The sequence below is a fragment of the Streptomyces sp. NPDC002088 genome, assembly GCF_040296605.1.
Lineage (GTDB): Bacteria > Actinomycetota > Actinomycetes > Streptomycetales > Streptomycetaceae > Streptomyces.
The window spans coordinates 115,522-133,646 of sequence record NZ_JBEOXO010000002.1; the positions used below are offsets into that span (position 1 = coordinate 115,522).

Sequence of the window (18,125 nt, forward strand, 5' to 3'; positions counted from 1 at the left end):
GCACGACGGCAACGATAGTGAGCGTCCGACCGGCCGCGGCCGGGACCACCTGTCACCTTTTATGGCGACGCCGCACCTCATTGACTCGAATCCCGGAACGGCGAAATCCTTCTCTTCGAATTCACGGAGAGAGGGACGGTCGCTATGCATTCCCACAGGAAACGAGGTGGCGGCCGAGCCTGTTGAGTTCCCGGCCGTCCACGGCTGATCGCCCGCCGGTCACACCGTGCCCGGCGGCTCCACCTCGACACGGCCGGCGAACCAGTCGGCGAGACGGCGCATCCGCACCGCCACCTCGCGGTCGTCCGCACCGTGGACGACCGCGAGTCCGGCCCGGAGGTGCGAGGCGTCCGTCACGTCCGGCATCACCTTCCCGGGGTTGATGTCGAACGTGGCCCGCACGACACCCGGGCGGGCCAGCACCTCGTCCAGCGAGGGCATGGAGCGGACCCGGCCTGCCGGGCCCGGCAGGTTCATTCCGCCGAAGACCGCGTCCGCGGCATGGGAGGGGGGTGTGAGAACGGCCGTGGGGCGGCCGAGCACGGCCCGCGCCCACTCGTCACGGAGGTTGACCCCGAAAGCCAGCTCCACCACGTCGTCGGTACGACCCCCGCCCACCCGGGCCGCGCACTCGCCGAAGACGATCCGCCCGCCGGCCGCCTCCTGAAACACCTCAAGATGGAAGGGACCGTCAACATATCCGAGCGCCTTGAAAGACGCATCGGCGACTGACCGGATTTCCGCGTAAAGCTCCGAATATTCGGCGGGCGGCAATGCGACATGGGCGACCAGGCCGCCCTCGTGCACCTCGATGAGATTCTGAAGATAGCGCGAGACAGAGAGGACCTTTATTTCCCCGTCCCGCACCAGGCCATCCACCTGGAACTCGGTTCCCTCGATGAATTCCTCCAGCAGCCACGGCCCCTTTCCTCCGATGGCGGCCCGGGCCAGACATTCCTGTGCGCTCTTCTCGTCGGTGAGCACATAGGTGTGCCGGGCGCCGCCGCCGTCAAGCGGCTTCAGCACCTTCGGGAAGTCCGTGGTGTGCGGTTCCAGCGCGTCGAGCGACTCGAGCACGTCACAGGCCGCGGTCGGCACTCCGGCGTCCCGTACCAGCCGCTTCTGCAGGTACTTGTCCCGCATACCGAGGGTGCGTCCGGCCGTGCTCGACCGGCCGGCGAGATCGGCCAGTACCGCGGCGGGGACCAGGCAGAACTCCAGAACACTGCAGATCACGTCGTAGTCGGTGAGGGCAAGGCCGTCGCGGGCGAGCCCGGCGAGCACGCCCTCGACGTTCGCGGGCTGCGGCACCACGACCGTCGCCGCTCCGGCCGCGCGGGCGGCGGCCGCGTCGGCCGGGGCCGTCACACAGGTGACCCGGGCCCCGGCCCGGTCCAGCGCGGCGACCGCCCGGGGCATCCATCCGACGTGGAGCACGGCGGGGGCGTTCTGCATATATGTCTCCCATAAAGAAAGCGACGGAATCTTCCCGCGCGAGATTGAGAAAGTGCGAACCGATCAACCGTGAACATATCCAGCGCACCCCACAGCGTCCATGTGATGTGAATCACCGACACTTCATTATCGTCGTCGATAACTTCCGGGTAGCGTCCCGGATATAAATCTATTTCGTTCCCGCACATGAGTTATTAGACATGGCATGGGAGAACCGCGTGTCCACTGAATTCAACCCGGACTTCGGACTGACTGCCAAGGACTACACCCAGCACCGCGCCGGATTCCCTCCGCAGGTCGTCCAACGACTCACCCAGCTCGGTGTCGAGACCGAAGGGCGCGATGTGCTGGACCTCGGTACCGGCACCGGCAGCCTCGCCCGGCTCTTCGCACAGGCGGGCGCACGGGTCACCGGCATCGACCCGGCCGCTCCGCTGCTCGAACAGGCCAGGGAGCTCGACCGGGCGGCCGGGGTCGAGATCACCTATGCGGTGGCCACGGCCGAGGCGACCGGACTCCCGGACGCCTCCTTCGACGTGGTGGCGGCGGGACAGTGCTGGCACTGGTTCGACGCCCCGAAGGCCGCCGCCGAGGTCTGGCGGCTGCTGCGCCCGGGCGGACATGCCGTCATCACCCACTTCGACTGGCTTCCGCTGCCCGGCAACGTGGTGGCGGAGACGGAACAGTTGATCACCACGTACAACCCCGCCTGGTCGATGGGCGGCGGCACCGGCCTGTACCCGCGGTGGCTGACCGATCTGGCCACCGCGGGCTTCGGTTCCATCGAGACGTTCTCCTTCGACCTGGACGTGCCGTACACGCCCGAGGCGTGGACCGGGCGGATCCGGGCCAGCGCCGGGGTGGGCGCCAGCCTTCCGCAGGAGGAAGTGGACAAGTTCTCCACCGAGTTGTCCGCGATCCTGCGCGACAGGTTCCCCGGCGACGTCCTGCGCATCCCGCACCGCACCTGGGCGGTTGTCGCGGACAAACCCGCCGTGGACAAGACCGCCGTGGACAGGAACCGATGACCGGCACACCTGAGCGCGCCATACCCGAGCCGGCGGGGCCGACCCTGGGTGAGGCGATCCGCGCGTTCCGGCCCGCCGGGCCCCCGGACTCGGAGACCCGGGAAAGACGTCAGCGCCTCGCCGAGTTCGTACGGGAGGTCGAGCCCCGCGTCCACCGTGCGCCCGCAGCCGAGCGCGAGGCGGTACGCGCCCTGCTCGGCTGGGACGACGCGTCACTGCACCGGTTCATCAACTCGACCATGCTGGTCCACAGTTCGACACATGTGAGCATGAACGCCTTTGCTCCCATGGTGTCCTTCCCCTGGTTCTGCCTGCGCCTGCTGACCGGGACGGCCGGCAGCCCGGACGGTGGCCAGGGTTCGCATCTGCGGACCCAGCTGACCCACAACAACCTCAGCGACAACCGCTGGAAGCCGCATGTCTGGTGGCGCCTCGACCGGCGCGGACGGCTCGCGCGCACTCAGCTGTTCAGCAAGCAGCCCCGCTTCAAACACAAGGTGCTGCTGGTCCAGCCGGTTCCGGACGTACCGGACGACGATCTGGCTCCGTCCGACGCACAGGCGGTCCGCCTGGCCCGGCATGCCACCAACTTCGCCTACTTCGCGATGATGTACCGGATGAGCCTGGAGCGGGGGGTGGGCCTGCACATCCAGGACGGCACCGTCGAGATCCCCGTCGACCTCATGAACGCCTTCTCCCTGCGTGCGGGTGACTTCCCCCGTTGGCATCAGACGCTGTACCGGCAGGGCTTCGCGCTCCGCCGTATCGGCGAGGACGACCGGCTCCAGCCGCTGTCCGCCGAGGCGGCCGCCGCACGGGGACCGGCCGACCCGCTGAGGCCCGAAGCCACCCTGCTCTGCCCCAACTACATCAACGTGGGCCACGCCCATCGCATGGGTCCGGCCGCGGCCATCGGCGCCGATCGGATGGCCTCGTACGAGGAGGAGATGACCGGGGTCCTGTCCCGCTTCTTCGCCGACCTCGGCGAGACCCACAAACCCCCGCAGTTCCTGGGCGTCGCAGGGATGGACCTGGACCGGCTGGTGCCGCTCCCGGAGACGCTGACGGCCGAACTCGCCGTCGAGGGCGGCAAGCCGTCCCTGCCGCTCTACACGGCGGTCTACGCCGACCGGCTCGTTCCCGCGCTCGACACCGCGCTCACCCACCCCATGGGAGAGCTCGCCTCGATCATCACCCGGCATGTGCCCGCCCCCGTGGCCGCACGCCAGGCCACCGCGACCGCGCACCTCTGAGCAGTCTCCCCGCCCGCAAGCCCCAGCCCCAGCCCCAGCCCCAGCCCCACGATGGAGAGGAACCACGATGGCACAGCACGCAGACTTCGGAGTGATCATCCGGCGCAAGGAGCTCGACTTCGCCGAGGAGGACGGCTGCCAGGTCAGCCGCCCCGTGGGACCGCACGTCGGCGCGGAGTTCGTCTCCGTCGACATAGTGCGCATCCCGCCGGGCGCGAGCTGGAAGCCCGACCTGTACACGGTCGAGGAGACCACGGCCATCGTCTTCGAAGGCCGTGGCAGCGCACAGATCGGCAGCGAGAGCGCCGAGGTGAGCAAGGGGTCCACGGCGTACTCGCCCACGAACCACACCCTCTCCTTCACCGCCGCCGACGAGGAGATGACGGTGTACTTCTGGCGGGCTCCGCTGCCGGAGGGGGCTCCCCGCGGCTCCGCGCCCACCCTCTTCAACACGGTGCACGACGCCTCCGCCGCCATCCACAAGTTCGCCGGCACCGGAGAGATCGTCCCCGTCGACCAGGAACGCCGCGCCTTCATGAACTTCCCGCACTGGCCCGGTAACGGCTGCGCCCACCTGTGCATCAACACCGGCATGGCGGCCCCGGGGCACACCTTCAACATCCACGGCCACCCGGGGGCCGAGGACGCCCTGTTCGCCCTGGACGGCAGGGGCCAGTTCTTCCTGGGTGACGAGTGGCTCGACATGGAGCCCGGAGACGGCGTCTACGCCCGCTCCGGTGTGCTGCACGGCACCCGCAACCCCGACGGCCCGGACGCGGCCCCGCTGTTCATCTCCGTGGGCGGGCCCGTGCCGTACGACGCGAGCCTCTACGTTGCCGCCGGGCTCTCGCCCGAGGTCGTCTAGGCCGCCGCGCTCTCCCTCTCTCCCTCTCTCACTTCTCTTGCACCGCGTCCCATGGAAGGCCCTGTCATGCCTGTTGTCACCGTCGACTGGTGGAGCGGAAACGACCACGAGCGACGCAGCGCGCTCATCGGGGAGGTCACTGCCTCGGTGTCCCGCATCGCCGGCTGCCCGGCCGAGGCGGTCACCGTGATCGTCCGTGACGTGGAGCGGACTCACTGGGGCAAGGGCGGGCGCCCGGTCTGCGACGACTGACCGCCGCCTCACGACTGCCCCCACGACGACACCGAAAAAGGGGTGTGACCCATGACTGTCGCAACAGTGCCCGGAGCCATCATCCGGGCGGCCGATCTGCCGTTCCGTTCGCTGGGCGGATGCGAGGTGGCCACGGCGGTGGGCCCCGGCCTCGGGGCCCGGATCGTCCGCCTCGACGTGCTCCGCGTCCCGGCCGGTGCGCAGTGGCGCCCCGAGGACTCGCGGGACGAGGAGAACGTGGTCGTCATCTTCGACGGCCAGGGGAGCGCGACCTCCGGTACCGAACATGCGGAGGTGGGACGGGCGAGCGCCGTGTACGCGCCCACCGGCGACCCGTACACGCTGTCCGCACAGGACAGCGGCGGACTCACCGCCTACGTCTGGCGCAGCCGGCTGCTGGACGGGCGCCGACGCGGGCCGCACCCCCGCCGGTTCAGCACCCTGTGGAACGAGGAGACCCAGCTTCGGGGCTTCGGCGGCACCGGGGAAGTCGCCGCGTCGGACCGCACCGCCACGATGAACTTCCTCTTCTGGCCCGGCACCGGCACGCCCCAGCTCTGCCTGCACTGCGGGGTGATGAGTCCGGGCGAGTACTTCAACGTGCATGTCCACCCGGAGAGCGAGGAGGCGTTCATCGTCATCGAGGGCAACGGACAGCTGTTTCTGAACGACCGCTGGTACGACGCCGCGCCCGGGGACGTGCTCTATGCCGCGCCGGGGGTTCCGCACGGCACCCGGCACAACGGTGAGGACCCCGCGGGCCCCCGCTTCGCGACCTGCGGCGGTCCGACCCCCTTCGATCCGATGCTCTACCGGCGAGCGGGCGTGTCGCCCGAAGTGAAGTGAGGAAGGCACGGCATGTGCAGAATCTTCGGGCACTTCGACGCCCAGGTCACGCGGCACGAACTGAGGACGGTGGCCGCCGTACAACGGCACGGCGGCCCTGACGCGCAGACCTTCGCCGACGGCGCGGGCTGGGCCCTCGGAAACAACAGGCTCGCCGTCATGGACCCTTCCGGCGGATCCCAGCCGTACCGTCTCGGCGAGCACATCACCGTCGTCTTCAACGGCGAGATCTACAACCACGCGGAGCTGCGCGCGCGCCTTACCGCGCTCGGCCACCGCTTCGAGGACACCTGCGACGGATCCGTACTGCCCGCGCTGTACGCCGAGTACGGGGCGGACTTCACCGAGCACTTGGACGGCATGTACTCGGTGGCCGTGGTGGATCTGCGCGGCGAGGCCAAACTGCTGCTGGTCACCGACGAACTGGGTATGAAGCCGCTCTACTACCACTGGGACGACCGGACACGCCGGCTGCGGTTCGCCTCCGAGCTGCCCGCGCTCCTCGCCTTCCCCGGCATGCGGGCCGGTGTGTGGGAGCCGGGGCTGGACGAGTACCTCTCCACCAAGACCCCCTTCGGCGAGCAGACGATGTTCGAGGGAATCCGGGTGCTGCCGCCCGCGACCACCCTGACCGTGACGCGCTCCGGGGGGCTGCGCACCAGCCGGCGGCGTACGCGTCCCCGCGCCGTCGTCGCCGCCGACACCGGCGAGGCGGGGGAACGCGTACGCGAACTGCTGCGCACCGAGACGCACCGGCTGATACGTGCCGACGTACCGGTGTCGGTGATCACCAGCGGCGGGCTGGACTCCAGCCTGGTGTCCGCGCTGGCCGCCGAAGCGGCACCGGACCTGCACAGCTTCAACATCGCCTACGCGGGTGACTGGCCGCACGACGAGCGCCACTTCGCCCGTGAAGCAGCCCGGCGCAGCGGTACCCGGCACCACCAGGTCGAAATCGACCCGGCCGACTTCCCCTCGCTGCTCCCCGAGGTCGTCTGGCATCTCGGTCAGCCCAACGCGGATCCGATCACGCTGTCCACCTACGCGCTGTTCGGCGCGGTCCGGGACGCCGGCTTCCGGGTCGCGCTCACCGGCGATGCCGCCGACGAGCTTTTCGGTGGCTACGACCGGATCCGGGCCGCCCTGGACGTACCGCCCGACGGTGACTGGGTGTCCGGCTACCTCGACTCTCTCGCGGCTGTCCCGCGCGGGCTGCGCGAGAGCCTGTACGCGCCCGCGTACCGGGACTTCGTCCGCTCCCGCGGCAGCGTGGCGGACCGCATCGCCCATGCACTCGTCTCGTCCGGGACCTCACGGATGGAGTCGCTCACGGCCTTCGAGACCGGATCCCGGCTGCCCGCCTACCACTTGCGGCGCGTCGACCATCTGAGCATGGCGGCCTCGGTCGAGGTGCGGCTGCCGTTCTGCCAGCCGTCCGTGGTGCGGTACGCGACAGCGCTGCCACGCGAACTGAAGGTGCGGGGCGGCCGCGGGAAGCTGGCGCTGTACGCGGCTGCCGAGGGGCTGCTGCCCGCGTCCGTGCTCGGGCGGCCCAAGCAGCCTTTCACTCTTCCCATCGCCGCCATGCTGGTTCCGGGCTCCGCACTGCACGCCTTCGCCCGGGACATGCTCGCTCCGGCGCGGTTGCGGCGGGCCGGCCTGCTCGATCCGGTCGCGGTGGACCGGCTGTTCGCCGACCAGGCGACCCGGCCTTCGGACCGGTCGGCGCTGGCCATCTGGTCGCTGCTCGTCCACGAGCTGTGGCTGGAGCAGTTCGTACCGGGCATGGGTTCGGCCGACGCCCCGGCCCGTGCCACGACCGAGGAGTCGGCAGCGTGATCGGCCATCTTGCCAAGGCGAGCGGGGCACCGTGTCCGACCCTGGTCCTGGAGACCGACGGGATCGCGGACACGGAGCAGCTGCTGCGGCCGCTCCTGACGGAGATCCGCCGCCGGCTCGTACGCGGCGGCCACGCGGACGTACTCAAGATCGCGCTGATCTCGGCTTCGCCGCACCCGCTGTTCGACCTCGACTACCGGTTCGTCCAGTGCCTTCCCGACGCACTCGACTCCTTCGACTTCGGCGGCAGCTGCGGTCATTCGATCCTGACCTCGGTGCTGGTCGCCGGTCAGCTGCGGCTGGTGACGCGGCTGGCCCCCGGAGACCGGGTGCGGCTGCGGGTACTCAACAACGGGGACCACGTCGTCTGCGAGGTCGACGAATCCCGCCGGAACAGCGGCGACTTCACGCTGCACTTCGTGCAGCAGCCGGGCACGCGGCTGAGCCGGCTGCTCATGACGGGCCGCCCGGTGGACCGGGTGAGCACGGACTCGGGGACCTACGAGGTGTCTCTCGCCTCGCTGGGCAACCCCTACGTCTTCGTCGACGCACGAGATCTGGGGATCGGTACGCAGGCCGAGTTGTTCGCGGCGGAAGCGGACGTATTCGACGAGATCCAGCGCATTCGGCTGGCCGCCGCGGCGTTGCTGGGGATGCCCGCCGACAGTGTGTTCCCGAAGGTCGCCGCGATCGCCTCGTACGCGCCGGACCGGCTGTCCGCCCGGGCGATCTCGGTGCCCACCTGGCACCCGACGCTGGCCCTGACCGGCACCACCTGTCTGGCCGCCGCGGCGATCACCCGGGACACCGTGCCGGCGCGCTTCCTCAGCAGGTGGGCGGACGGGTCCGCACGCATCGAGATCGACACCGCCGGCGGTTCCACGGTGGCCGTGGCCAAGGTCGACGGGCGGTCGAGTGAGCCCGTGCTCCAGTGGGTGAGCGTCAGCAGGAAACAGGCCCGGCTGCTGTCGGGCCCCATCGGCTTCGACTCCGCGTACACCCACACCGCCGCGGCGAGATCCGCCCATCTGCCCTTGACGGTGTGACAGGTCCCGAGCCCTTTCATGAGCGGCCCGCCGGACTTTCTTGCGACCGAGGACAACACATGACTTCCACCGCACAGCTGAACACCCCCGCGCCGAACCCGGCGCTGGGGCTCCTCGACCCCGGGACCGGTGCCTGTCTCGCGGCCTCCGCCGAGGCCTGCGACCGCAGCGGGACGCCCGACCAGGAGGCCGTGAGCGTCCTGCGTGAATCCGGGCTGCTGGGCCTCGCCGTGCCGCGCCGGTACGGCGGCGCCGGAGCCGACCCGGTCAGGCTCAACCGCTGCGTCGAGCAGGTGGCAGCGGTCAACGGCTCCGCCGCGATCATGCTCTTCCAGCACTACGCGGTGAGCAGCCGCATCGTCGAGCAGGGCACCCGCGCACAGCACGAGCAACTGCTCCCCCGGCTCGCTTCCGGCGAGTGGCTCGCGGCCTCGGCCTGGAGCGAGACGGGCGCCGGCGCCAACAAGAAGAACCTCTCCACGACCGGACGGCGCACTGAGAACGGCGGCTGGATTCTCGACGGCGCCAAGTCCTTCACCACCAGCGCGGGCCTTGCCGACATCTATCTCGTGCTCGTCCGGTCCGGTGCCGCCCCCACCGCCGAGGCAGCCGGGGACTCGGGCTACGGAGCCGCCGACCAGACCTTCTTCCTGGTACGTGGCGACAACCCCGGTCTCCGGCCGGACACCTCGCTGCGCCTCGCCGGGATGCGCGGCTCCGCCACAGGATTCGTCTCGCTCCACGACTGCTACGTCACCGACGCGGAACGGCTCGGCCCCATCGGGGCGGCGGCCGGAATCATCGCCCGCGTCAGAGAGAGCGGCGCGACGCTCGGCGCGGTGGCCGTGGGCCTCGCCCAGGCCGCTCTGGACCGCGCGCACGAGCACGCCGCGCGCCTCGGGCTGAGCCATCAGGCCCTGCAGCACCGGCTGGTGGATCTCGCCACCGAGGTCGAGGCGGCACGCGCCGTGGTCGAACGGGCCGGCCGTCGCGAGTCCGCCGATCCCGGGACGACCACCCTCCATTCCAAGCTCTTCGCGTCCGCCGCTGCCGACCGGGTCATCACGGCGGTCGAGTTGATCCTCAGCTCCGCCGGATATGTCGAGGGACACCCGGTCATCCGGTACGGACGGGACGCTCGCGCCGTCGCCCTCATGGGCCCGACCAACGATCTCTGCAGGGAACTGGTGAGCACGTCATGGAACCGCTGAGCACTCCCCGCTCCCCCGGCGCCACTGCCGACCTGGTCATCGAGGGCGGCCGGCTGGTCACCCCCGAGGGCGTCCGCGAAGGCACCGTAGTCATCCGGAACGGCCTGATCGACGCCCTCCTGGAAGCCGGGGCCCAAGCCCCGGACGGCAACCGGCTCGATGCGCGCGGCCGGTACGTCCTACCGGGCCTGATCGACTCGCATGTCCACTTCCGGACTCCGGGCCTGGAGTACAAGGAGGACTGGGAGCACGGCAGCCGGGCCGCCATCGCGGGCGGCGTCACCACGGTCGTCGACATGCCCAACACCAGGCCGCCGGCGCTCGACGAGGACGCGGTCCGCGACAAGGCCCGGATGATCGAGGGCCGTTCCTGGGTGGACTACCGGTTCCATATCGGCGCCGATCCGGAGAACCCCGCGGCGCTCGCCTCCCTCGACCCCGACGTGGCCACGTCCGCCAAGGTGTTCATGGCCGGTCACCACACGGCTCCCGTCGTCTTCCGCGATCCCCGGCAGCTGGAGGCCGCCTTCGAGGCGGCCACCCGCGGCGGCGTCCAACTCGTCCTGCACGCCGAGGCCCAGCATGTGTTCGATCTGCTGGACGGCTTGCACGGCGAGCCGGACTCCTATGCCGCCTACGAGCCGCACCGGCCCCGTACCGGCGCGATCGTCGCCGTCTCCAAAGTCATCGAGCTGGTACGCGTACACGGCACCCGGGCTCATGTGCTGCACGCCTCCACCGCCGAGGAGGCCGATCTGCTGGCCGCGGCGGCCGCCGAGGGGCTGCCCATCACCTTCGAAGTCACCAGCCACCACTTGTCGTTCACCGATGCCGACACCTGTCGCCGCGGCCCCCGCACCCGGCTGTCACCCGCCATCCGGGCCCAGCGTGACCAGGAGCGGCTGTGGCAGGCCGTCCTCCGGGGCCAGGCCGCCACCGCCGGCAGCGACCACGCCCCCCACACGATCGAGGAGAAGAACCGGCCGCCGGCCGACGCTCCACCGGGACTGCCCGGGGTGCAGGAACTCGTCGCTGCCCTCTGGACGGGGCTGATGGCCCGCAGCCCCGGGCCCACCCCCGACGAGGCGGTCCGGCATCTGGCCGCGCTGATGGGCTCGGGCCCCGCCGACCTGTTCCGGCTGCCGGGCAAGGGGCGGCTCGTCGTGGGCGCCGACGCGGATCTGGCGCTGTTGGACCCCGACGAGCGCTGGCAGCTCTCCTCCGACACCATCCAGTCGAAGTGCGGCTGGTCTGCCTACGAGGGCTGGGTGTTCACCGGCAGGATCACGACGACCGTCAAGGACGGTCGCCCGGTGTGGGACACGCGCAGCGGATTCACCGGCACCCCGTCGGGTCGCTGGCTGGTCGCCGCTCCGGTCACCAGCGGCCAGGACCGGCCGGCGGCCGCCCGGTGACTGCCGCTGACCTGCTCGGACCGTCGGCCATCAGCAACGACGCCTTCCGCGCCGCCGTGGCCGCCCCTCGCTCGCCCCGCCGTTGCTCCAATAGTCGTAGGCGTTCAGACTGCCGCCGGGAACCGGGTCCGTGGAACCGACTCGTCGCCGCTGCGCTGACGAAGGGCTACCCCCCGCCCGATCTCGAGTCGTCCAGCGTCTGACCGGCGCGCTCGCGCGGGCTGTGCGCGAGCGCCGATCCGGGTGCGGCCTCCGCCCCCGGCCGCGACCGTGGCCGGAGGCCGACACCACCGCCCGGTTCGAACAGCGGGCGCCACCGGGTGGCCAGTGTCCAGCCGACGGCGGCGACCGCGGCCACCGCGAGAGTGACCAGCATCGGCGTGGTGTGGGATCCGGCGCTGTCGGCCGCCCTGGCGACCGCGTTGGGCAGGCCGAGCCGGTCGACCAGCCAGCCGACGGCCGCCGTGCCGGTGAGCAGCGCGCCGCCCACCCGCAGCGCGGGCTGCAGCCGCAGCCGCGCGATCACCAGCAGCGTGGGCAGGGCGAGGCAGACCAGCAGGAGCTGGACCAGCTCGATGCCCAGGTTGAAGCCGAGGAGACTGAACACGAGCTGGCCGGTGGACAGATGCATCTCGGCGAGCACGAAGGAGAACGCCATGCCGTGGCCCAGGCCGAAGACGCCGGCCACGATCGCTTCCCGGCCCGGGAACAGGGGGCGGATCGCGTGGACGGCGCCGACGAGGATGCTGGCGGCGATGAACGCCTCGACCGGCCGGCTCGGGATCTCCAGGCGGCCGAGGGCGGTGGCGGCCAGCGCGGCGGAGTGGCCGGCGGTGAAGGCGAGCGTGATGCGGCCGATGCGCCCGAGCGCGGCGCGGGGGCCGACCAGGCCGTCCCAGCGTCGTCCGGTGGCCAGCAGCGGTGCGGGCAGCAGCAGGATGAGCAGGAACAGCAGATGGTCGGTGCCGGTGAGGATGTGGTCGCCGCCGAGTTCGACCATGGCGACGAAGCCGCGCCAGGCACTGCCCTTGCCGAGGTCGACGGTCAGCGGCGGGACCTTCATGTGCCGGACGTCGAGACGGATGGTGCCGACCTGGGTGGCGCCGTCGCCGGTGACCCGGCCGGCGGCCCAGTCCTGTCGTACCGACACCAGCGTCACGTGGGTGACGACCTGATGGACGATCACGTCGTAGTTCAGGGTGAAGTGCCGTACGTCACCGCCGGCCGGCGGGGTGAGCACGGCCTTGGCGACCAGTTCGCGGTACGGGCCGGTGGAGGTCTGCTGGGTGCGGCTGAGGCTCAGCGCGCCGATGCTGACCTGCCACGCCTGGCCCTTGAGGGTGGTCGGGTGGATGTGTTTGCCGAGGTAGGTGCGGATGGCCGTGGCCTTGGCGGGCAGGGCGGACGGTTCGATGCTGTTCAGATCGATGCCGCTGGCCGTGGAGAAGTCGCCGACCGGCAGTGCCAGCCGCGCGGTGACGGAGGCCTTGTACACGTCGAGCTGGACCACTGAGTGCGGCATCGGGTGCGCGGCGGCCGGCGACGCTCCGAGCAGGAGCGCCGCCGGTACCGCGATCGCGATCCCGGCCACCAGGCGAAGTGCTGTGGTCAGCCAAGTTCGCGGTCCGGTCATGAGAAGGTGAACTCGCTGCCGTAGTCGCGGGTGTGGTCGCGGTACACGGTGTGGTAGTGGATCTGGTTCCGGTACACCACGCCGTTCTGGCAGACGAACTCGATCCACACGCCGGGGCCGTCGATGCGCACGTAGTCGCCCTGGGTGTCCAGGCCGGTGCCGCCGGAGTAGCCGACGTAGGTCTGGTTCAGCTCACGCGCGTACGTCTTCATGAGCTTCTTCGCGGTGGCGTCGTCCACGTTGGCGATCCAGGGGTGGATGGCCTTCAGGACCAGCTGCTTCTGCTTGGGCGAGAGCGAGCTGGCCTTGATGCCTTCCTTGGTCTCCGGGAACTGGCCGTCCTCACCCGGGCCGAGGAGCACGTCGCTGAACGACTCGGAGAGCTTGGCTGTGGCCAGCTGCTCCGTGCTCAGGCTGCTGGTCAGGGCGAGCAGGCCGTTGCGCATGGTCGCCAGCGGCGAGTACGTGGTGCCGTCGTCGTCGGTCCAGGTGGTCGGCTCGACCCCGACGAAGAACGGGCTGGCGCCTGCCACCTTGCCCTTCTTGTAGGTCTCGTTCACGGCGAGGTGGTGGCCGCCGAAGTGCAGCTGCCAGGTGCCGGTCGTCGAGGGGGTGCCCAGGAACGCCAGGAAGTAGACGCCGCTGCCGTAGCCGCCCATTCCGCCGCCTCCGGTGCCGCCGGACGGCGGGGTGCCGGTCGGGACGTCGGTCGGGGCATCGGTGGCCGAGGCGGACGGGTCCGCCGAGGCCGTGCTCGACGCACCGCCCGAGGGCGCCGGCCCCGCGGACTCGGTGCTGGTGGCCTGCGCCGAGTTGAGCACGTCGTCGGCCTTGATGATCTGCGTGATCTGGTCGTACCCGGTGCCCTTGCCGGTGCCCGTGGCCGCCTTCACCACCTTCATGGCGGCAGCCAGTTGAGTGTCCGTCAGGGAGCCGAGCTGGATGCCGGGACGGCAGGACGAGCCGCACGGCAGGTTCGACCACGCCGTGGCGTTCGTCTGGGAGAAGTCCAGCAGCACCTCGGCCTGCTGGTCGGCGTCCAGCGTGTTCAGGAACGCGTTGGCCGCGCTGACCACGGCACCGACACCGGTGGCGTGCTTGTCTACCGGACGCTGGACAGCTACGGCCTGCGTATCCGTCGAGGCATTTGCAATCGCATAACCGCCGCCGGCCAGCACAATTGCCGCGACGGCGCCGATTATGCCCCGCCAAGTCCGTCGTGTGCGTACTCGACGGGTTCTTTCTCTACTCACGAAACCACTCCTGTAAGCCTGGAATGACGTCCCGGCCATATGGGCAGCACCCATCGGCCGGCTTCGAGATCACTACGTCCGTGTAGATACCGAACATTTCCCCACGCCCATCGACCGCTTGCCGGCGGCCACAGGCATGACTGAAACGCACGACGAGCACCTGGTGGCCCGCTCGCGCGATTGTTGACAACATTACTGACACTCTTACTGAAATCTCAATGCATCGTCAGGTGAACAAAATATTCTCGAGTCAGGCCGCAGCGCGGCGCAAATTCATGGAATTCACTTATGAATTTGACAGGCTGCCCTTATCGCGCGAATAGAGTTTCCTGCTATTGCCCTGGAAGGGGAGTGACGACAATGCGGTCCGGGTCGTCCTCGCGTTGCTCGAGACGCCGGATTCCGTCGTGGATGTCCGGTAGCGCCACGGAGTCGAGGATCGGCTCGGAGGTCAGCCCGACGAAGACGGCGCGGCCACCATGCCCGAGCGAGAGCGCGGGCACGGAGCAGACGCTCCGCCAAGTCGCGGTCTGAACCGACAAGTCGGATGAGTGGGCCCTGCCTCCAGGGCGCGTGTGCCGGGAGCGCAGCTCTCCCTCAGTCCGGCGAGTTCGGCCGCCGGCAGCTGCCCTGCGGTGCCGCACCGTCTGTCGTCGACCAGTGCGCACGCGCCGTCCAGCCATCGCGGGAGGGGGGCGACGCCGATGAAGGCGGCGAGCCGGTCAGCTCCTTTCGGGGCGTGTCGACCAGGTCCTCGTCGGCGAGTGTGGTGCGCTCCGCCGCGGGCACGCACCCAAGGAACTCAACGCCTTGGACGATGAGCTCCGACCACAGTGCGCCGAACTCCCGCAGCGGCAGGGCCCGGTCTCGCACCAGGGCCGGGTCGAAGCGTTCTTGCAGCAGTGCCGACAGCTCCGGCGGAAGCGACCGCACCTGCGTCTCGGTCAGGTCGGCAATGTCCTCGATGCCGGACCGGGCCTTGATCTCCCGCAGCAGGTAGATCATCCGAAGTCCGAGATGGCGGCTCATGGACAGCGCACAGTCCGAGCCTTCCCTGAACAGGTGCACGAATCGCGCGCGCGGGAACCCCTCCCCCACGTCGGCAAGAGCGCCGCAGAGGCCACCGCCACGACCCGCCCCGAAAAAAGCAAAAGCCCCAGGTCACGGCGAGTGAGTCCTGAGGCTTCCACAGAGCCGCCTTCGGGATTCGAACCCGAGACCTACGCATTACGAGGGCCTGCATGATCGTGACGGTGGGGGCCGGACGGTGCCGCCGAGTCCCGTTTCCGCTGGTCAGCGACGCGCGATCGGGAGGCTCGTGCTTCCTGGTCCGGACTGTGCCATCCCGTCCGCTCACGCACGGCTCACGCATGCTGGGCGCCTCAACGCTCCCTCATGCAGAGAATCCGGAGCACCCGCGCTGTCGGTGTTCTGTAGCGTTCTCGCTCGGGGAACTGGGATGATGGCGCTCGGTAGGACGTGACTGGGATTGGAGGGAGCGGATGGCGTACTCGACCCGCATGGCTGCCGCCCTCTCCGGAGCGACAGTCGGACAACTGCGCACGTGGCGACAAGACCGGGGCAACGGGCCGATCCTGCGACCCGAGCTGGCAGCCAGGCCGGCCCTGTACTCCTTCCGCGACGTGCTCGCGCTGCGCGCGTTCGCGCACCTTCGTCAGAACGTGTCGCTTCAGAAGATCCGCATAGCCCTGGCCACGCTGAAGAAGATCGGGGAGGTCGAGCATCTGTCCAGCTACTCCCTGGTGGCCGAGGGTGACTCGATCGTCCTCGTGGGTCACGGTGACCACGCCACCGATCTGGTCAAACGTCCTGGCCAACGAGTGATCGCCACTATGGCGGACATCCTCCAGGAGTTCGCTCCCAGAGCCGGCGTCGTGGTCCCCCACCTGCTGCAGCCGAAGCACCACGTCACGGTCGACCCCGAGACCCAGGGCGGACAGCCTGTGATCACGGGCACGCGGATCCCCTTCGACTCCGTCGCAGAGCTGATGGAGGACGGCATCCCGCCGGAGAAGATCGCTGATTACTACCCCGGCGTTACCGCGGATGCCGCACGCGACGCGGCTTCCTTCGCCCTCTATGTGGACAGCTATAGCGCGGGAGCGCGCGCTGCCTGATGCGGATCCTCATCGACGAGAACGTCCCTGTGCAGGTGCTGGAGATGCTCAGACGGCTACTACCCGGACACGAGGTCAAGCACGTCAGTGAGATCAAGTGGGCAGGCAAGAAGGATCTCGCGCTTCTCCCCGATGCTGCGAGAAAAGGTTTCGACATCTTCCTGACCAGGGACGCCCGACAGCTGGAGGATCCGTCGGAGACGGAGGCCATCAAGAAGTCGGGCATGCACCATATCCGCTTCAGCCAGGCGCACAAGGGCATGGCCGGTCTGGGCCTGGCTATGGGCGCGGTGGTAGCTGCCATGCCCCTGATCGTCGGCGAGCTCAACGAAGCAGACACACAGCAGCTGATTCACATCAAGGGCTTGAACCCGGTGAGCAAGCACCGCTTCGAGCGTGTGGACCCGTCCGTCTCACCGCCGTCCTACTGGCCACGGTAGACGAGCGACGCTTCCTGCCGCATACCCGACGTGGCGGGAAGCCATGACGACCACCTGACTCAGGGTCGGATGGTGATCCTTCTGGTGCAGAGCCGGCAGGAGGGTGCGTCAATCGTCCGGCATGCCGGGATGGTCGGCGCTCACTCAGTCTTCTTGTCGCCTTGCTCGTCGTTCCCGCGCAGACGACGCGCTCGCTCGACGATACCGCTGGAGAGCTTGTTCTTCACCGAGTTGGCCCGGTCGAGGGTCTCGTTGCCAAGGCTTCGGGCAGCATCAACACCTTTTACTCCTGTTTCCAACGCCTTGTCCCTCACCTCCAGGGCAGCTTCCGTCCATCGCCTCGCCTCAGATGAGTCGCCACCGGACTCGATTCCGAGCCGCACGTGAAAGTCATGGACGCCGGTCGCGACCTGGTTACTCAACTGGACCACAGCCGGGGACGTGGTCGGGTGCAGCAACACCTTGGCGTTGGCCACGCCAGCAGCGGCGTTCATCCTGGCCAGCAGAGTTTCGGTGCTCCGCGAGATGTGCTCCAGCCGGTCCTGCCGGGCGGCCTTCAGGCCGAGGCGATGCCCGTTGAGCTCATCGGGGGACGCGTCCAGCACCCTGTCGAGTTCGAGTACGGCGATCGCGTCCTGCAACTGGAAACAGCGAGCCAGAACAGCGAGCCATTCTCGAACGATGCCCTCAGCCTCCTTGACCATCGTGGCGAGATCGCCGATCTTGGTCTGACGCTCCATGTTCTCCGCGAGCGCGTCGAGTTGACGCAGTGCGTACGCCTGCGTCTCCGCAATCGTCGCCGGCGCGGCGTGCACCTTCGACCAGGTGACCTCGTCGACCCTGCCCCGCTTCTCTCGGATGGTCATGGCCTCCTCGATCACGAAGCCCACTCCGATCATGCGGGCCAACACAGCGTCCTTCTGGGCACGCAGTACGTCGTCGACCTTCTTGTCGATCGCGGCGAGATAGTCAGTGATCTCGTCCATGGTCTGTTGCATCGCAACCTGCGCCATGAACTTCCCGGCGTTGGCAAGAGTCGCCGGGTTGGACAGGAGCGATCGGGGCGCGTGCGCGAACTCGAGGAATCCCTTGATCTGACCCTTCTGCCCCTTCAGCACACCCGTGCTGAGCCCCGTCTTCGCGCTCTCCCTCAGGCCATACTTCTTGAGGAGCAGCGCCGACTTCGGGGTCAGCTTCACCCAGTGAGCGGAGTTGGCGGCGATCTCCGATCCTGCCTCTGCGACTGCAGCACCCGTAGCGAAGACGGACTTGTACCATCGCGGTCCGAGGCTTTTGGACGGCAGTCCCTCCGAAGCGAGGAAGTTTTCGACATCCTTGGCGCTCCCGATGACTGTCAGCCCATCCCCGTCGCTGATCAGCTGAATCTCGTTGCCCATGGTCCGCTCCTGAAGTGGCTTCTCGCATCGAAGGTGGTCGGGGTTCGCAGAGTG

The 18,125-nt window shown here is 69.2% G+C and carries 17 protein-coding genes; 11 read left to right on the plus strand and 6 right to left on the minus strand.

Features of this window, described 5'->3' with window-relative positions; translation table 11 throughout:
- Nucleotides 1–219: 219 nt before the first annotated feature.
- A complete protein-coding gene (locus ABT114_RS04285) occupies nucleotides 220–1,455 on the minus strand; it encodes an ATP-grasp domain-containing protein (protein WP_351138431.1) in 1,236 nt (411 codons plus the stop codon).
- 218 nt (nucleotides 1,456–1,673) lie between these two features.
- Here ABT114_RS04285 and ABT114_RS04290 point away from each other — a divergent pair, with 218 nt between their 5' ends.
- The 9 genes from ABT114_RS04290 (at nucleotide 1,674) to ABT114_RS04330 (ending at nucleotide 11,210) form a co-directional block, all read left to right on the plus strand.
- Complete coding sequence (locus ABT114_RS04290; RefSeq protein WP_351138433.1) at nucleotides 1,674–2,483, plus strand: class I SAM-dependent methyltransferase; 810 nt, start codon at nucleotides 1,674–1,676, stop codon at nucleotides 2,481–2,483.
- The gene (locus tag ABT114_RS04295; RefSeq protein WP_351138435.1) at nucleotides 2,480–3,736 is read left to right on the plus strand and encodes a hypothetical protein; all 1,257 of its coding nucleotides are present in this window, start codon (nucleotides 2,480–2,482) and stop codon (nucleotides 3,734–3,736) included. The genes ABT114_RS04290 and ABT114_RS04295 overlap by 4 nt, the downstream gene beginning before the upstream one ends.
- A gap of 67 nt (nucleotides 3,737–3,803) precedes the next feature.
- The gene (locus tag ABT114_RS04300; protein ID WP_351138437.1) at nucleotides 3,804–4,601 is read left to right on the plus strand and encodes a cupin domain-containing protein; all 798 of its coding nucleotides are present in this window, start codon (nucleotides 3,804–3,806) and stop codon (nucleotides 4,599–4,601) included.
- 66 nt (nucleotides 4,602–4,667) lie between these two features.
- Nucleotides 4,668–4,853: a tautomerase family protein gene (locus ABT114_RS04305; protein WP_351138440.1), complete on the plus strand. Its 186-nt coding sequence runs from the start codon at nucleotides 4,668–4,670 to the stop codon at nucleotides 4,851–4,853.
- Between the two features lie 51 nt (nucleotides 4,854–4,904).
- A complete protein-coding gene (locus ABT114_RS04310) occupies nucleotides 4,905–5,699 on the plus strand; it encodes a cupin domain-containing protein (protein WP_351138442.1) in 795 nt (264 codons plus the stop codon).
- Between the two features lie 12 nt (nucleotides 5,700–5,711).
- The gene (gene asnB / locus ABT114_RS04315) at nucleotides 5,712–7,538 is read left to right on the plus strand and encodes an asparagine synthase (glutamine-hydrolyzing) (RefSeq protein WP_351138444.1); all 1,827 of its coding nucleotides are present in this window, start codon (nucleotides 5,712–5,714) and stop codon (nucleotides 7,536–7,538) included.
- On the plus strand, nucleotides 7,535–8,584 hold the full coding sequence (locus tag ABT114_RS04320; protein ID WP_351138446.1) for a PrpF domain-containing protein: 1,050 nt from the start codon (nucleotides 7,535–7,537) through the stop codon (nucleotides 8,582–8,584). The genes asnB and ABT114_RS04320 overlap by 4 nt, the downstream gene beginning before the upstream one ends.
- Before the next feature lie 59 nt (nucleotides 8,585–8,643).
- Nucleotides 8,644–9,795 (plus strand): acyl-CoA dehydrogenase family protein, encoded by a 1,152-nt coding sequence (locus ABT114_RS04325; RefSeq protein ID WP_351138448.1) that lies wholly within the window; start codon nucleotides 8,644–8,646, stop codon nucleotides 9,793–9,795.
- Nucleotides 9,783–11,210, plus strand: a complete 1,428-nt coding sequence (locus ABT114_RS04330; protein WP_351138450.1) for a dihydroorotase — start codon at nucleotides 9,783–9,785, stop codon at nucleotides 11,208–11,210. Before ABT114_RS04325 ends, ABT114_RS04330 begins: the two co-directional genes overlap by 13 nt.
- 166 nt (nucleotides 11,211–11,376) lie before the next feature.
- Here ABT114_RS04330 and ABT114_RS04335 read toward each other — a convergent pair whose 3' ends face one another.
- The 4 genes from ABT114_RS04335 to ABT114_RS04350 all read right to left on the minus strand — a co-directional run bounded on the left by ABT114_RS04335 (nucleotide 11,377) and on the right by ABT114_RS04350 (nucleotide 15,125).
- Nucleotides 11,377–12,843, minus strand: a complete 1,467-nt coding sequence (locus ABT114_RS04335) for a HupE/UreJ family protein (RefSeq protein ID WP_351138452.1) — start codon at nucleotides 12,841–12,843, stop codon at nucleotides 11,377–11,379.
- Entirely contained in the window at nucleotides 12,840–13,919 is a 1,080-nt protein-coding gene (locus ABT114_RS04340) for a DUF3500 domain-containing protein (protein WP_351138454.1), read from the minus strand. Before ABT114_RS04340 ends, ABT114_RS04335 begins: the two co-directional genes overlap by 4 nt.
- Nucleotides 13,920–14,428: 509 nt before the next feature.
- Nucleotides 14,429–14,599 carry a hypothetical protein gene (locus ABT114_RS04345; RefSeq protein WP_351138456.1) on the minus strand — a complete coding sequence of 57 codons (171 nt, stop codon included), beginning with the start codon at nucleotides 14,597–14,599 and terminating at the stop codon, nucleotides 14,429–14,431.
- Between the two features lie 94 nt (nucleotides 14,600–14,693).
- Entirely contained in the window at nucleotides 14,694–15,125 is a 432-nt protein-coding gene (locus tag ABT114_RS04350; RefSeq protein WP_351138458.1) for a hypothetical protein, read from the minus strand.
- Nucleotides 15,126–15,598: 473 nt separating this feature from the next.
- Between ABT114_RS04350 and ABT114_RS04355 the strand changes: the two genes are divergently transcribed.
- Together ABT114_RS04355 and ABT114_RS04360 are read left to right on the plus strand one after the other, a co-directional pair.
- Nucleotides 15,599–16,234 (plus strand): DUF433 domain-containing protein, encoded by a 636-nt coding sequence (locus ABT114_RS04355; protein WP_351138460.1) that lies wholly within the window; start codon nucleotides 15,599–15,601, stop codon nucleotides 16,232–16,234.
- On the plus strand, nucleotides 16,234–16,674 hold the full coding sequence (locus ABT114_RS04360; RefSeq protein ID WP_351138462.1) for a DUF5615 family PIN-like protein: 441 nt from the start codon (nucleotides 16,234–16,236) through the stop codon (nucleotides 16,672–16,674). Before ABT114_RS04355 ends, ABT114_RS04360 begins: the two co-directional genes overlap by 1 nt.
- A gap of 140 nt (nucleotides 16,675–16,814) precedes the next feature.
- Here the strand turns inward: ABT114_RS04360 and ABT114_RS04365 are convergent, their stop codons facing one another.
- Nucleotides 16,815–18,071 carry a hypothetical protein gene (locus tag ABT114_RS04365; protein ID WP_351138464.1) on the minus strand — a complete coding sequence of 419 codons (1,257 nt, stop codon included), beginning with the start codon at nucleotides 18,069–18,071 and terminating at the stop codon, nucleotides 16,815–16,817.
- Nucleotides 18,072–18,125: the final 54 nt, after the last annotated feature.